Origin of the sequence: Lacrimispora sp. (assembly GCF_036758025.1) — a bacterium.
Lineage (GTDB): Bacteria > Bacillota > Clostridia > Lachnospirales > Lachnospiraceae > Lacrimispora.
The window spans coordinates 36,511-50,560 of record NZ_DAIOXM010000031.1; the positions used below are offsets into that span (position 1 = coordinate 36,511).

14 protein-coding genes are annotated in these 14,050 nt (G+C 46.6%); 13 read left to right on the forward strand and 1 reads right to left on the reverse strand.

Going from position 1 to position 14,050, the window contains the following annotated elements; translation table 11 throughout:
- Positions 1–22: 22 nt before the first annotated feature.
- A complete protein-coding gene (locus V7M78_RS19670; protein ID WP_333652206.1) occupies positions 23–979 on the forward strand; it encodes a M14 family metallopeptidase in 957 nt (318 codons plus the stop codon).
- Between the two features lie 115 nt (positions 980–1,094).
- On the opposite strand, the gene V7M78_RS19675 is transcribed toward V7M78_RS19670, so the two are convergent.
- Complete coding sequence (locus V7M78_RS19675) at positions 1,095–1,940, reverse strand: DUF368 domain-containing protein (protein WP_333652209.1); 846 nt, start codon at positions 1,938–1,940, stop codon at positions 1,095–1,097.
- A 236-nt stretch (positions 1,941–2,176) separates the two neighbouring features.
- On the opposite strand from V7M78_RS19675, the gene V7M78_RS19680 reads away from it, so the two are divergent.
- The 12 genes from V7M78_RS19680 to V7M78_RS19735 all read left to right on the forward strand — a co-directional run.
- Positions 2,177–4,159: a methyl-accepting chemotaxis protein gene (locus V7M78_RS19680; RefSeq protein ID WP_333652211.1), complete on the forward strand. Its 1,983-nt coding sequence runs from the start codon at positions 2,177–2,179 to the stop codon at positions 4,157–4,159.
- Positions 4,156–4,608 carry an FMN-binding protein gene (locus tag V7M78_RS19685; protein WP_333652213.1) on the forward strand — a complete coding sequence of 151 codons (453 nt, stop codon included), beginning with the start codon at positions 4,156–4,158 and terminating at the stop codon, positions 4,606–4,608. The genes V7M78_RS19680 and V7M78_RS19685 overlap by 4 nt, the downstream gene beginning before the upstream one ends.
- Before the next feature lie 165 nt (positions 4,609–4,773).
- Positions 4,774–6,162, forward strand: a complete 1,389-nt coding sequence (locus V7M78_RS19690; RefSeq protein WP_333652215.1) for an efflux RND transporter periplasmic adaptor subunit — start codon at positions 4,774–4,776, stop codon at positions 6,160–6,162.
- Positions 6,163–6,174: 12 nt separating this feature from the next.
- Positions 6,175–6,963, forward strand: a complete 789-nt coding sequence (locus V7M78_RS19695) for an ABC transporter ATP-binding protein (RefSeq protein WP_333652218.1) — start codon at positions 6,175–6,177, stop codon at positions 6,961–6,963.
- Positions 6,957–8,165: an ABC transporter permease gene (locus V7M78_RS19700; RefSeq protein WP_333652220.1), complete on the forward strand. Its 1,209-nt coding sequence runs from the start codon at positions 6,957–6,959 to the stop codon at positions 8,163–8,165. Before V7M78_RS19695 ends, V7M78_RS19700 begins: the two co-directional genes overlap by 7 nt.
- Positions 8,166–8,177: 12 nt before the next feature.
- Complete coding sequence (locus V7M78_RS19705; RefSeq protein ID WP_333652222.1) at positions 8,178–9,389, forward strand: ABC transporter permease; 1,212 nt, start codon at positions 8,178–8,180, stop codon at positions 9,387–9,389.
- Positions 9,390–9,650: 261 nt separating this feature from the next.
- Positions 9,651–10,079 (forward strand): hypothetical protein, encoded by a 429-nt coding sequence (locus V7M78_RS19710; RefSeq protein ID WP_333652225.1) that lies wholly within the window; start codon positions 9,651–9,653, stop codon positions 10,077–10,079.
- Complete coding sequence (locus V7M78_RS19715) at positions 10,076–11,023, forward strand: ABC transporter permease (protein ID WP_333652227.1); 948 nt, start codon at positions 10,076–10,078, stop codon at positions 11,021–11,023. The genes V7M78_RS19710 and V7M78_RS19715 overlap by 4 nt, the downstream gene beginning before the upstream one ends.
- Positions 11,024–11,049: 26 nt before the next feature.
- Positions 11,050–11,922 carry a diadenylate cyclase CdaA gene (gene cdaA, locus V7M78_RS19720; RefSeq protein WP_333652229.1) on the forward strand — a complete coding sequence of 291 codons (873 nt, stop codon included), beginning with the start codon at positions 11,050–11,052 and terminating at the stop codon, positions 11,920–11,922.
- Entirely contained in the window at positions 11,900–13,198 is a 1,299-nt protein-coding gene (locus V7M78_RS19725) for a CdaR family protein (protein ID WP_333652231.1), read from the forward strand. The genes cdaA and V7M78_RS19725 overlap by 23 nt, the downstream gene beginning before the upstream one ends.
- Positions 13,199–13,248: 50 nt before the next feature.
- Positions 13,249–13,512, forward strand: a complete 264-nt coding sequence (locus V7M78_RS19730) for an HPr family phosphocarrier protein (RefSeq protein WP_333652233.1) — start codon at positions 13,249–13,251, stop codon at positions 13,510–13,512.
- A 38-nt stretch (positions 13,513–13,550) separates the two neighbouring features.
- Positions 13,551–14,050: phosphoenolpyruvate-utilizing N-terminal domain-containing protein (locus tag V7M78_RS19735; protein ID WP_333652234.1), on the forward strand; the 500-nt coding region annotated here is incomplete at its 3' end.

A 14,050-nucleotide genomic window follows, 5' to 3' on the forward strand; every position in this document is an offset into this window, starting at 1 on the left:
GGTTCTCAGGAAAGGAGTATGAATGAGTCTGCATATAGGAAATTATCAGGTGGAACCGGGGGAAAAGAAGAACGGAATGCTGGAAGTGGGAGAACATGATCCAAAGCTTCCCATGACCCTGATCTGCGGAAAAGAAGAAGGGCCAACGGTTCTCATTTCCGCAGGAATCCATGGGGCGGAATATATTGGAATCCAGACTGCCATGGAGCTGTCCAGGGAAATAAAGCCGGAAGATGTAAAAGGAAACCTGATTTTTCTTCTGGTTGCAAACCCTTCCGCCTTTAAGGATTTTGTGCGGTTTACGGTGCCGGAAGACGGCAGGAATTTAAACCGGATGTTTCCCGGAAAAGAAGACGGCAGTTTATCGGAGCGGATTGCTTATACTATGGTAAATAAGCTTTACCCCAAGGCTGATTACTTTCTGGACATACACGCAGGGGATACCAGTGAACGGGTGATGCCCTTTCTCTATTTCCCGGGAGGAGCCAGTGAAGATGTGGTAGAAGCTTCTAAAAATATGGCAAAAGCAACGGATATGGCGGTTCGTGCCAGGTCAGGGTCTTTAATCGGAGCCTGCGGCTGCGCCGGTGCTCACGGCATTCCCTCTCTTTTATTGGAAAGGGGAGGCGGCGGAGTATTTACCAGGGAAGAGGTGGAGCTTTATAAACAGGATATCAGGAATATTCTGATCCGCCTTAAGGTATTGGAGGGAGAAGAAGTCCATACAGTCAGCCAGTCAGAAGTAAACAAGGCCACGTACATAGAAGCTGAGACAGAAGGATTCTGGTATCCTGCCTTAAACGCAGGAGATCAGTTTTCTTCCGGTGCGCTTTTAGGAGAAATCAGGGATGTGTGGGGAGATTTAAAAAAGGCTTATTATGGAGAGTATGACGGAATTATTCTCTATCAGACTGTTGGCATGGGAATCAAAGAGGGGGATCCTTTGGTGGCATACGGCATGATGGAAGAAGGAGAATAGACAAAAAAGAAGCATGGCGGCCGGACTTTTGTCCGGAAGCCATGCTTCTTTTGATGATGCGCCCTGAGAGCATACCCCTATGTCCCAAAACCATGGACAAGAAAGATGAAATGTTTCAGTCGTTGGAGTACTTTGACAAAGCCAGGATTCCTGCACCACCCAGATATAAGGCAATGGCAGCCAGAACAAGGGAGGGAATCCACCAGGACATAGAAGCGTTGACCGGGATTGCCGGCAGTATGGTTTCACCGAATATTTCAGAGGTGGACCCAATAACAAAGCCGATGATCATACAGTAGGTGGAATGAGGAAAACGGTTCATTAAAAATTCCAGCGGTTTTGTGATTAAAAATACGCCGATCAGGGTGGCAATGCCCAGAATCCCGATATATAGAACGTCAAACCGGGTGATGGCGGCCAGCATGGTATCATACATTCCCAGCACCAGAAGCATGTGGGAGGTGCTGATTCCGGGAAGGACAAGGGCCAGCGCAATTACGATTCCTGTCACCAAGATCATTGCATAGTGAATGAAGCCGGAGCCGGAAACAATATCAAAATTGCCTGTCGGTATAAAGCCGATGGAAATTACAATGCCAAGGCCCAGCAGAAAGTAGAGGAGGGAAGAAAGGCTGAATTTCCGTTCCTTTGTCTTTTGATAAAGGGCCGGAATTCCTCCGATTACCGCTCCCAGGAAAAAGAATGAAACTACAAAGGGAAATTTTTCAAGGAGCCACTGAATCAAAAATGCCAGGGAACCGATTCCGATTCCTGCTCCCAGACAGAATTTAAAAAGGAAAATGGTATTTCCTTTAATGTCCTTTAAAAAGTTGCTGATAGCATGAATCAGTCTGTCGTAAATTCCCAGCAGGATTGCCATTGTTCCGCCGCTGACGCCGGGAACGCTCATGGATGAGCCGATCATAAAGCCTTTTAACATAATCATTAGAGTGTGTTTCATGTTTGCCTCCAGTAAATGCATTGGATTTTTTTAAATATTGCTATCCTAACATATATGAATAAAAATAGCAACAGCCTGATGGAGGAAGAGACAGTGGAATGTTCTATTTCGGTATTATTTGAGCTTTTTTGTCAATAAAATGACAAATTTTGACAAAAGTATTGTTTTTTGCCCAAAATCGGTTATATTATTTTATAGGTAATAAATTATTTTTGTAACAATACAAAGGAGGAGCTATGAATTTAAAAGGGATTCGTCAGAAAATCATTTTAAATACATTGATTGTCACCATCATTATATCAGCGGTCACAACCATTGTGTTGTCCATCTCTGCAATGTCTTTGACAAATGTCACGTTGGAGGAAACTCTTGTGCCTTTTGCCAAAACAGCTTCAAAAAGCATAGAAAGCAACTTACATATCATGGCAGACCGCATCTTTATGATAGGGGAAAATAAGGAACTGTCCTCTGAAGAGGCGACTATTTCGGAAAAACAGCAGGTTCTCGATAAAGCCACATCAGGAATAGAATTTATCTGGCTTGCCCTTTACACAAAAGAAGGGAAGCTGTACACAGGAAAGGGAAACAGTCCTTCCGACATTTCCGGAGACAAGCTGTTTCAGACGATGCAGGAGACCAATAACCTTGTAATAGGGGACACATATGCCGGTGAAGATGGGCTTGAGGTATCTGTGGGGATGCCCATTACCACGGAAAAAGAGAATACCTATTATCTGGTGGGAAGCTACAAATATGATATGCTTGACGATGTAATCAGCAGCATCCATATCGGCTACAGCGGCCATGCCTTTGTGATGAACGAAAGCGGACAGGTCATGGCTTACCCGGATAAGGAGTTTATCAGACAGGGAGAAAATATTTATTCCCTTTATAAGAATGACACAAAGCTTTTAAGCGTGTTTGATACCATGAAAACGGGTAGGATCGGTTCTGCCTCCGTATCTTTAGATGGAGAGGACACCCTGGTTGTCTATGCGCCTGTAAGAGGTGTCAATTGGTACCTGGCTATCATCACCCCAAAATCAGATTTTACCGGCGTTGTCAACACGGCCATTCTGGTCAATATAGGAACTACCCTGACTCTGACCCTCCTTGCAATATGGTTCATTGCCCGCTTTGCAGGAAAGATTTCCAAGTCCTTGGGGAATGTGACCGGACGGATACAAAAGCTGGCGGAAGGCGATTTAACCAGCCCTGTGGAAGTGATGATGACAAACGACGAAGCCCAGACTCTTTCCAATTCCTTAAAGGATACGGTGGAACGGGTGAGCGGATATATTTTACAGCTTCAAAATGCCCTGGAACAGCTTTCAGCCGGCAATTTAGATGTCAGCGTCAGCAATCAGTTTGCCGGTGATTTCGTGGTTATGAAGGATTCTATTCACAGCATCACCGACTTCTTAAACCAGTTGATTCACGATCTGCAGCGGTCAGCGGAAGCCTTAAATCATGCAGCCCAGAGGGTATCCCAGAGCGCCCTTTTGATGAATGACTCCTCAAGCCATCAGTCATCTTCCATTGACCGGCTTTTGGAGGAGACGGATTCCATATCCAGGGATATAAACATTGTAGATGAACACGCAAGAACTGCCCGGGAACTGATGGAGCAGTCCATGGAACGGCTGACAATGGGGGATGAGCACATGGAAAACACCCTCCAGTCCATGAAGAACATCAGTCACAATGCTTCTGAAATAACGAAAATTGCAAAATTCCTGGAGGAAATAGCCTTCCAGACCAACCTTCTTGCCCTTAACGCAAGCGTAGAGGCTGCCCATGCAGGGGAAGCCGGAAAAGGCTTTGCAGTGGTGGCTAATGAAATCCGTAATCTGGCTGAAAAGAGTGCGGATTCCTCCAAGCGCACGGCTGAAATGATTGAGCATTCCCAAAAAGCCATTGAAGAAGGTTCCAGGTATGCCAACTTAACAGCCAGTTTCTTAAACGAACTGACGAGTATGTCCAAACAGACCTATGAGATAACGGAAGACTTAGCAAGACTTGTGGGAAATGAGAAGTCCAGCCTGGAAAATGCGTCTCTCGATATAACCAGAATCTCCCAGCTTGCCCGCCAGAACCTGGAATCCAGTTCCGACGTGGCTTCCTTAAGCGGAGATCTGGCACAGCAGGCCCAGAGCCTTGAGGAAATGTCAGGACGCTTCCGTCTCCGCTCTGACGCAGAAGGGAGGGATGCAGAATGAAACGGGGAAAATACATACTCATAATCCTCCTGGCCTTTATGCTGGTATTTTTCATAAACGGCTGCAAAAAGGGAGGGAACAGCCTTCAGGATGGCTATTACACCGCAGAAATGTCGGAATACAGCAAGGGCTGGAAAGAATTTGTCACCATCCGGATCAGCAACGGCAAAATAGTAACCGTTGAATACAATGCAAGGAATTCAAGCGGATTTATCAAATCCTGGGACATTGCTTATATGCGCAACATGGATTCCAAAAAGGGTACATACCCCAACCATTATACACGGGCTTACGCCGCCAGTTTCCTTGCCGCCCAAAGTGATCAGGGAATCGATACCGTAAGCGGAGCTTCTGTTTCCGGAGGGAACTTTCAGAAGATGACCTCCCTTCTCATGGAAAAGGCCCGAAAAGGAGATACCTCCTTAGGCATCGTGGAATCTGAACAATAAGTCTTAGAAAATGTGCTGTCATAATTTGACGGCACATTTTTTTGTTTTATCAGTAATAACAGGAATATTTAGAAAGTTATAAGAAATTCGTATGGAAAATTATTATGAAGACCTGCTATAATTGAAAGAAAGCATAAGCTGTCATCATACAGGAGGGAAGAAAAGATGCGTATATGGAAAGGCAGGAAAGGTGAATTTGATCAAACCGAAGCTGCAGATCAGGAGGCAGAGTCCATGTCTGAGGAAGAGTTTAACATGGAGCTGCAGAGCCTGATGACAGAGGAACCAGGCGGAAAGAAGAAAAAGAAGAAAACGGGAAAAAAGTGGACCCGAAAAAGGAAGATTATCACAGGAGCCGGAGTTTTGGGAGCTGTTTTACTCCTGCTTCGGATTTTTTCAGGGGGAGGTGCAAAGCCGGTCATGGTCAGCACCATCCCTCTTTCTAAGGGCCAGGTAGTGGAAATGCTTTCTGTCAGCGGCCCTGTTCAGGGAACCGACAGCGTGGAAGTGGTTTCCAACCTCCATGCGGAGATTCTGGAGCTGCCGGTCAAAGAAGGGGACCGGGTGGAGAAAGGCCAGCTTTTAGCCACTTTGGATGACCAGGATGTAAAAAAAGAGGTGGATATTGCCCAGAACGGTTATGATCTGGCTGTCAGCACCTATAACGATAACCAGTTGGAAGCAGAAAACGGGTATGCAAAGGCAAGGCAGGATTTTGAGACCGCAAAGGCCAGTTATGACCGGTCCCTTATTCTGTTTCAGGGAGGCGATATTTCCCAGGTTGATCTGGAGGCAGCTTCCAATGCCATGAATGATGCCCAAAGACAGATGAACTCCTATCCATTAAAAGATGGAAGACCCATTGCCAACGAATCTTATGCCCTGCAGATCGAAAAGGCTGCATTTGAGCTGGAACAGAAGAAGGAGGCACTGGAAAACACCAGGATTACAAGCCCCATATCAGGGACAGTGGTGCGGGTCAATTGTAAAGTGGGCCGGTTTGCAGATAAAACCGATGACGATAAACCCATGTTCATTATCAGTAACCTGGATGTGCTGGAAATGAAGATCAATGTAAGTGAGTATTCCATAGGCAAGGTGGAAATCGGACAGCCGGTGGAAATCAACGCCGATATTTTAAACGGTGAAACCGTAAGGGGAGAGGTCACGGCCATTTCTCCTACAGGTGAAGAAAAGGGCGGCGGCTCCACGGAACGGGTCATTCCCACCACCATCCGCATCATAGACCAGAATACCAGGCTCATTGCCGGAATTACGGCTAAGGCCAGGATCGAGCTTCAAAAGGCGGAGCAGGCATGGGTGGTTCCCATTTCCTCAGTGATCCAGCAGCCTGACGGCAGTATGGTCATTGCGGCGGTAGAAGATAATAAAGTAAAATACATCCCCGTTGAAACGGGAGTGGAAAGTGACATCGAAGCGGAAATCGTGCCAAAAGAGGAGGGAGCCCTTACAGAAGGGATGCAGGTGATTGAAACACCTTCTCCCATGATGACTGACGGTATGGCAGTGATTGTGGCCCCTCAGCTTCAGTAAGGGGGAGGCGCTATGTGGAAAATGAAAGATAAGCTTCCGGCCTACATAACAGAAAATGTAAAAGAGGATTTGATTAAACTGGTGGATCTGGCAAAGATTTATGATACAGGCTCCATCAAGGTGCTGGGATTAAAAAGGGTCAACCTGACCATAAAAAGAGGGGAATTTGTTGCCATTATGGGACAGTCCGGTTCCGGAAAATCAACGCTTATGAACATCTTAGGCTGTCTGGACCGGCCTACTATGGGGCACTATTACCTGGATGGCATTGATACGGCGGATCTGCCTCCCGATGACCTGTCTGCCATCCGTAACCGTAAGATCGGCTTTGTATTCCAGTCCTTTAATCTGATTTCCAGAACTTCTGCTCTAAAAAATGTGGAGCTGCCCATGACTTATGCCCATATTTCAAAAAAGGCAAGGGAAAAACGGGCTTTGGAGCTTTTGGAGCGGGTGGGCCTGGGAACCAGATGCGGACACATGCCCAACGAGCTTTCCGGAGGACAGAAGCAGAGGGTGGCAATTGCCAGGGCTCTTGCCAATGAACCTCCTCTCATTTTGGCTGATGAGCCTACGGGAAATCTGGACACGGCTTCTTCTCTGGAGATTATGGAGCTGTTTTCCAAACTTCACAGGGAAGGGGCTACAGTGGTGGTGGTGACCCATGAAGAGGACATTGCGGCATTTACGGAACGGATCATACGGTTTCGGGATGGGGAACTGGTAAGCGACATCTCCAATGTTCCCAAAAGCCAGGAAAGCGGGGAGGACGCAAAACAGGGAGAGGAGATGTCATGCTGATTGAAAATATGAGTATGGCTCTTCATGCCATAAGGGCCAATAAGATGAGGTCTTTTCTGACTATGCTGGGGATTATCATAGGCATTGGAGCGGTTATCGCTATTGTGTCCGTAGGTGACAGCATGAGGAATCTTTTTGCCGATGCCTATAAGGATGTAGGATTTAACCGGGCCATTGTCATGGTGTCCTGGGAGGTGGAGGATTTCCGGATGACCGACCTTTTCACCAGAGAGGAAATGGGCCGCATTAAGGATATATACCAGGATAAGATAGAATACATTGACAGCGATTCCTATGCGGAAACAGAGGCTGTCAACGGGCGCAGGAAAGTGAAGTTTCAATTCCAGGGAATTGATTCCAACTATACGGATGTCCAGCCCTTAAACATGATTTACGGAAGAGCCATCAATGAAGGGGATATAAAAAGCGGAGCCAGGAATGTGGTTCTGGAAGACAAAGGAGCAGAGCAGTTATTCGGTACATCCGATTGTGCAGGAAGAACCTTCCGCATGACCATAAATAAGGACACTCAGGAGTATACGGTGGTGGGCGTATATCGTAAGGATTTATCCCCCATGGTGGCTATGATGATGGGAAACGGACAGACCCAGTCGGGATTTCTGCCGGATACGGTGCTTACAAAGCCTGGGGATATGTTTCAGACCGTGAATTTTTATGTCAGGGATGGGGTTGATATGACTTCCTTTCTGAAAGAACTGACCAGGTATGTGGCGAAATTAAAGAACAGGCCGGAATCGGAAATCAGGACCATGTCCGTAGCGGACCAGATGGGAAGTGTGGACTCGGGTCTTTCCGGCATGTCAGCAGCAGTAGGCGGAATTGCTGCCATTTCCCTGCTGGTGGGAGGGATCGGCATTATGAATATCATGATGGTCTCAGTCACAGAGAGAACAAGGGAAATCGGAATCCGGAAGGCATTGGGAGCCAGGACAATGGATATTATGGTTCAGTTTCTGACGGAATCCGCGTTTATGTCCCTATGCGGAGGAGTGACCGGAATTTTGCTGGGAGTGCTTCTTGTAAAAGCCGGAGGAGCTATGTTTCAGATGACTGTAATCGTCAGGCCTTCCGTGGTCATCCTGGCAGTGGGATTTTCGGCTCTGGTGGGAATTTTCTTCGGCCTTTACCCTGCCTCCAAGGCAGCTAAGGCAGATCCCATTGAAGCATTGAGATATGAGTAAAAGGAGGGCGTCATGCTGCTGGAAAATATGAATATGGCTATTCATGCCATTAAGGCCAATAAGATGCGCTCTTTTTTGACCATGCTGGGGATCATCATAGGCATTGGCTCTGTCATAGCCATTGTGTCAATTGGAGATACCATGCGTTTCATGGTATCGGATCTTTATAAAAATGTGGGCATGACTCTGGCTTATGTTTACGTCTGGCCGGCAGACGGAGACGGTATGCGGGAAAGCGATTATTTTACCCTTGACGAGACAGAGAGAATGAAAGAAGTATTTGGAGATGAACTGACTTACATTGACAGCAATGCATCAGTTAATGCGGAAGCCCTCTATGGACGCAATAAGGTCAAATATCAGTTTGAGGGCATTTATGCGGACTACTCTGCCGTGCATGAAATCAATATTGTTTACGGACGGAACTTAAATGAAGCTGATATAAAAGGAAGGAAAAATAATGTTGTGCTGGAGGCCAATGGGGCCAAAGAGTTATTCGGCACAGAAAATGCCGTAGGAAAAACCTTCCGCACCACCATTTACGGCAGTACGGATGATTACCATGTAGTAGGCATTTACCGCCTGGATCAAAGTCCTTTTGAGGCCATTATGGCAGGAAGAAGCGAAACCAGGGCAGGATATATGCCGGATACCCTGCTGACCTGGCCAAATGATACTTTTTTCGGAGTCAGAGTATTTGCCAGGGAAGGCACGGATATGAAGGTTTTTTCTGATAAGCTCTCTGCCTATCTTGCAAAGACCAAGAACCGGAACAAAGAGGATATTGCCTTTTCTTCAGCAGCCAGTGAAATGGGTACTGTGGATGCGGTTATGGGCGGCTTGTCCGCTGCAGTAGGCGGTATTGCAGCCATCTCTCTTTTAGTAGGAGGAATCGGGATCATGAATATTATGCTGGTTTCCGTCACTGAGAGAACAAGGGAAATCGGAATCCGGAAAGCCTTGGGAGCAAAAACAAGGGATATTATGATCCAGTTTCTGACTGAATCGGCCATACTATCTGCTTTGGGAGGAATCCTGGGGGTTCTGACAGGGGCAGGGCTGGTGATGGCAGGAGGCCTTTTGTTTGGTATTGGAGTGGTCATAAAGCCGGCCGTCATCCTGGTAGCAGTAGGTTTTTCCGCCCTGGTGGGATTATTTTTCGGAATTTACCCGGCTCAGAAAGCGGCCAAGGCAGATCCTATTGACGCATTGCGGTACGAATAAGAACTATTACAAAAAAATAAAAATTCTGTATTGGGGTCGCAAAGTGGGGAGTTGTATGCTATAATATCCACGAAAGCAATGAGCAGGGTGAATCAGGGCGTGAGAGATTTTTCGTTGTGCTTGCACATAAGAAAAATTTCTTATGTCCTGATTCATAGGGCGAATGCCCGTGAGCCAACAAATCCTGCGGATTTGTTGGCTGCCCTGCGGCCCCGCAGGATTCCTGTTTGTCCTGCGGACTCACTTAATAAAGGAGATCCCATGATTAGCGAAGAAAAAATCAAAATCATGACAAACCTCGCCATGTTTGAAAAGCATGAAGGAAAAAAGATCCTGCCTGCGGCCCGGTACTTTAAAAGCGACTACATCAGCAGCAAGCTGTTCCGCTCCTTTTTCAGCTACACCCTAAGCTTTGCCTTATGCCTGAGTCTATGGGGGCTATATCACATGGAATACTGGCTGAACAACTTAGAACCTGAAAAACTGACCCAGGCCGGAATCTGGATCGGTACCATTTACTGCGCAGGCCTGGTTGTCTATCTGCTTATCAGCGCCTATGTTTATTTAAAACGCTACGAATATGCCAGCCGAGGGGTAAAGGTTTACCTGGGCAAATTGAAAAAGCTGGACAAACGGTATGGAGGAACTTCCAGACCGGTAAAACGGACAAAGGGAGGGCGGACATCATGATGGGCCTCCTTGTGCTGAAGGAAAGGCTGAAGGAACTTTACGCCAGGTTTGATATTTATATCACGCCGGTGATAAAATTCATTTTCAGCGGTATGACATTTTTCCTTATAAATAATAATATTGGTTTTACGGCACCTCTGACAGAGCCTTTGGTTCCTTTGGTTCTGGCTTTGGTGTGTTCCTTTCTGCCTTATGGAGCCATTTCCTTTATGGCTGCATTATTTATGCTGGCCCAATTATGGGGAATCTCCTTAGAGATTACCCTGGTGATGCTGGTATTTGTTCTGGCGGCAGGACTTTTGTATTATGGCTTCCAACCCGGAGACAGCTATCTTCTGATACTGACACCCATGTGTTTCCTTTTCAGGATTCCCTATGCAATCCCCTTGATTGCAGGACTTTCAGGAAGCGCCATTTCTGTCATTCCCGTAAGCTGCGGCGTTTTTATCTACTATGCCCTTCTCTATGTGAAGCAGAATGCCGGAGTCCTTACCAATGATTTATCTCAGGATGAAGTGCAAAAATTCATGCAGATCATCAGAAGCCTTATGGCAAATAAAGAAATGCTGATCATGATTGCAGCATTCGTGCTGGCCCTTGTAATCGTGGTCATCATCAGAAATTTATCTGTAGATTACGCCTGGATCATTGCCATTGCAGGCGGCACTGTTACCCAGCTTGGCGTGATTTTTATGGGAGATATCACCTCCACCGTGTCCGTATCAGTTCTTGGACTTTTAGCAGGAGTGCTGGTTTCCATGGTTCTTGCGGCCATTTATACATTTTTCGTCTTTGCAGTGGATTATTCCAGGACGGAATACGTCCAGTTTGAAGATGACGATTACTATTATTATGTGAAGGCTGTTCCAAAACTTACAGTCAAAACCCCTGACGTAAAGGTTCAAAAAATTAATGCCAGAAAACTCCAAAGACCGCAGAGGTAGGAAGAAATGAGAGGGAGGTGGGTATTATGGCAGATTTTTTAGATGGAATGTACTCCTGGGTATCTTTTCTGCCCAGGATTTCAAAAACAAATCTGGTTGAAATCATTATCATAGCTGTTCTGCTGTATGAGCTGCTGACCTGGATCATGAACACCAGGGCGTGGACCCTGTTAAAGGGAATTGTGGTGATTCTCCTTTTCTATTTGTTCGCATATGTTTTCCGGCTTGACAACATCTTCTGGATTCTCAATAAGATTGCAACTCCTGCCGTGACTATGGCCATTGTGATTTTCCAGCCTGAGCTCCGCAAGGCGCTGGAGCAGCTTGGAAGCAAAAATCCCTTTACAGGGATTTTGACCTTTGATGACGGAAGGGACAGCTCTGCCTTTACAGACAAGACCATCAACGAGCTGGCAAAGGCCACCTTTGAGATGTCTAAGGTCAAGACAGGCGCTTTGATCGTAATTGAGAGAAATGATTCTTTAAAAGAAATAGAACGTACCGGAATTGAAGTGGGAGCCATTGTCAGCAGTCAGCTCCTCATCAATATTTTCGAACATAATACGCCGCTTCACGACGGAGCGGTGGTCATCCGGGGAAACCGGGTGGCAGCAGCAACCTGTTATCTGCCTTTGTCTGACAACATGTCCATCAGCAAGGAGCTGGGCACCAGACACAGGGCGGCACTTGGCGTCAGTGAGGTCAGCGACAGCATCACCATCGTGGTATCGGAAGAGACCGGTCGGGTGACTGTTGCCTCGGAAGGCGGACTGAGACGGATTGCAGATGCGGATATGCTCCGCTCTATCCTGTCAGGTGTAAAACAGGCGGAGGAGGAAGGCAGCAGATTCCGGATTTTAAAAGGGAGGCGGAAGAATGAAGGAAAAACTCTTAAATAACCTTGGACTTAAGGTTGCTTCCCTGGCCCTGGCCTTTGCGGTCTGGATGGCGGTGGTCAACATTTCAAACCCCGTCATCAATGATTCCCAGCAGGTGAATGTGGAAGTGCGCAATGAGGAGGTTCTGAAAAACTCTAATCTGACCTACGAATTAGTGAAGGACACGGTCACTGTCAGCTATCAGGTGAGGACCAGGGACCGTTCCCTCATAAGGGCGCAGGACTTTCACGCTTATGTGGATTTAAAGGATTTTAATGTGACGGGAGCGATTCCCGTTACTGTGGAGATCAATAGAGATAAAGAGAATCTGGTAAAAAGCGATGCCATTACGGCAAGGCCCATGGTGATTAGGGTTGACACAGAGGAACTCCAGAGTAAGGTGTTTGATCTTGCGGTTCATACGACAGGAGAAAAGCCGGATGGATATGACATTGGCATGGTCAGCTTGTCTCCGGACAGTGTGACCGTGGAAGGGCCGGAGTCTGCCATCGGACAGATTAATAAAATAGGGGTGGAAATCGATATAGAAAATCAGACCGCTGATTTCAGCGGCTCAACGGTTCCTGTTTTTTATGATGCCAACGGCAACAAGCTGCCGGATATAGGCAGCAAGGTTTCTGTCAACACCGAAGGCGTTGATTATAACGTGTCCGTACTGAAGGCCAAGAACCTGACTCTTAATTTTGAAGTTTTCGGACAGGTGGAAAAGGGATACCGGTTTACAGGAGTGGAAAGTGAAGTAAAGTCAGTTCCTGTTGTAGGAACCAAATCTGTACTGGCTACCCTGTCTTCTTTATCTGTCGTTTCCGATAAACTGAGCATTGAAGATGCCACAGAGGATAAAGTAGTGGAACTGGATTTAAGCCAGTACCTGCCGCCAAACACTTCTATTAGGGATCAATACAAAAATATTACCGTAACTCTTAAGGTGGAGCCTCTCACCAGCAGAACCTTTACCTTAGACCCGGAGGAGCTGGCTCAGAAGGGCGCATCGGCAGATTATGAATACGCCTTTGATAAGGATTCCGTGGATGTTACCATAAGGGGACTGACAGAGGATCTGGATGCCTTGGAAGTCAAGGATTTAAAGGCTGTCATAGACTTAACCAATCAAGGGCCCGGCACTCATCCAGGTGTTTTGAAGCTTGAAGTGTCGGAAGGATTTGAATTAGCGTCAGTTACTCCTTTCAATGTTACGGTTACAGGAAGGAGTCAGGAACGGTCCTCAGAGGAGCCGTCAGACGAATCCTCTGGAACAGAGGAAGAGACTCAATAAATAAACTTCCTCTAAAAAGGATAGTGATGAAAAAAACGGAGGGATTCAGGATGGTCAGTGCTAAAGTTGTTATTAAGAATCCTACCGGTCTGCATTTAAGGCCGGCAGGAATTCTTTGCAAGGAAGCCATGAATTTTAAATCCACAGTGAATTTTTGTTTTAAAAATACCACTGCCAATGCCAAAAGCGTGCTTAGTGTATTGGGCGCCTGTGTAAAAAGCGGCGATGAGATTACCTTTGTCTGTGAGGGAGCAGACGAAGAAGAGGCACTTGCAGCCATGGTTAAGGCTGTTGAAGAAGGCCTGGGTGAATAGGTGAGTCATTAATTTAATTAATAAGGAGGAGATACATTATGATGAGAGGGACCAGTGCATCTGCGGGAATCGGAATCGGAAAAGCTGTCGTGGTGGAGGAGACAGAGTTAAAGATTAAAAAAGAGACCATTGCAGATCCTGAAGCGGAAAAAGTCCGTTTTCAGGCAGCGGTAAAGCAGGCCATTGAAGAAACAGAGGTTCTGGCAAAGGATCTGGCTACCAGAGTAGGGCCTAAGGAAGCTGAAATATTAAACGGCCATCTGCTTCTTTTTTCAGATATGTTTCTCATGGGAGAAATTGAAAACATTATTGCAGGGGAGAGCGTTAACAGTGAATATGCCATTGAAAACGTCTGCAATACTTACGCGGATACCTTTGCTTCCATGGGGGACGAGCTGATGCAGCAGAGGGCCACGGATATGCGTGATATTAAAACCCGCATGCAGAAAATCCTTATGGGAGTATCTTCGGTGGACATTGCAGCCCTTCCTGAGGGAAGCGTAATCGTGGCAAAGGATTTGACTCCTTCCATGACTGC

What these genes read in the sequence shown, in the direction of transcription:
- V7M78_RS19715 (WP_333652227.1), top strand. Translation starts at nt 10,076, where the DNA reads ATGATGGGCCTCCTTGTGCTGAAGGAAAGGCTGAAGGAACTTTACGCC.
- V7M78_RS19725 (WP_333652231.1), top strand. Translation starts at nt 11,900, where the DNA reads ATGAAGGAAAAACTCTTAAATAACCTTGGACTTAAGGTTGCTTCCCTG.
- V7M78_RS19705 (WP_333652222.1), top strand. Translation starts at nt 8,178, where the DNA reads ATGCTGCTGGAAAATATGAATATGGCTATTCATGCCATTAAGGCCAAT.
- cdaA (WP_333652229.1), top strand. Translation starts at nt 11,050, where the DNA reads ATGGCAGATTTTTTAGATGGAATGTACTCCTGGGTATCTTTTCTGCCC.
- V7M78_RS19685 (WP_333652213.1), top strand. Translation starts at nt 4,156, where the DNA reads ATGAAACGGGGAAAATACATACTCATAATCCTCCTGGCCTTTATGCTG.
- V7M78_RS19680 (WP_333652211.1), top strand. Translation starts at nt 2,177, where the DNA reads ATGAATTTAAAAGGGATTCGTCAGAAAATCATTTTAAATACATTGATT.
- V7M78_RS19700 (WP_333652220.1), top strand. Translation starts at nt 6,957, where the DNA reads ATGCTGATTGAAAATATGAGTATGGCTCTTCATGCCATAAGGGCCAAT.
- V7M78_RS19710 (WP_333652225.1), top strand. Translation starts at nt 9,651, where the DNA reads ATGATTAGCGAAGAAAAAATCAAAATCATGACAAACCTCGCCATGTTT.
- V7M78_RS19675 (WP_333652209.1), bottom strand. Translation starts at nt 1,940, where the DNA reads ATGAAACACACTCTAATGATTATGTTAAAAGGCTTTATGATCGGCTCA.
- V7M78_RS19670 (WP_333652206.1), top strand. Translation starts at nt 23, where the DNA reads ATGAGTCTGCATATAGGAAATTATCAGGTGGAACCGGGGGAAAAGAAG.
- V7M78_RS19690 (WP_333652215.1), top strand. Translation starts at nt 4,774, where the DNA reads ATGCGTATATGGAAAGGCAGGAAAGGTGAATTTGATCAAACCGAAGCT.
- V7M78_RS19730 (WP_333652233.1), top strand. Translation starts at nt 13,249, where the DNA reads ATGGTCAGTGCTAAAGTTGTTATTAAGAATCCTACCGGTCTGCATTTA.
- V7M78_RS19695 (WP_333652218.1), top strand. Translation starts at nt 6,175, where the DNA reads ATGTGGAAAATGAAAGATAAGCTTCCGGCCTACATAACAGAAAATGTA.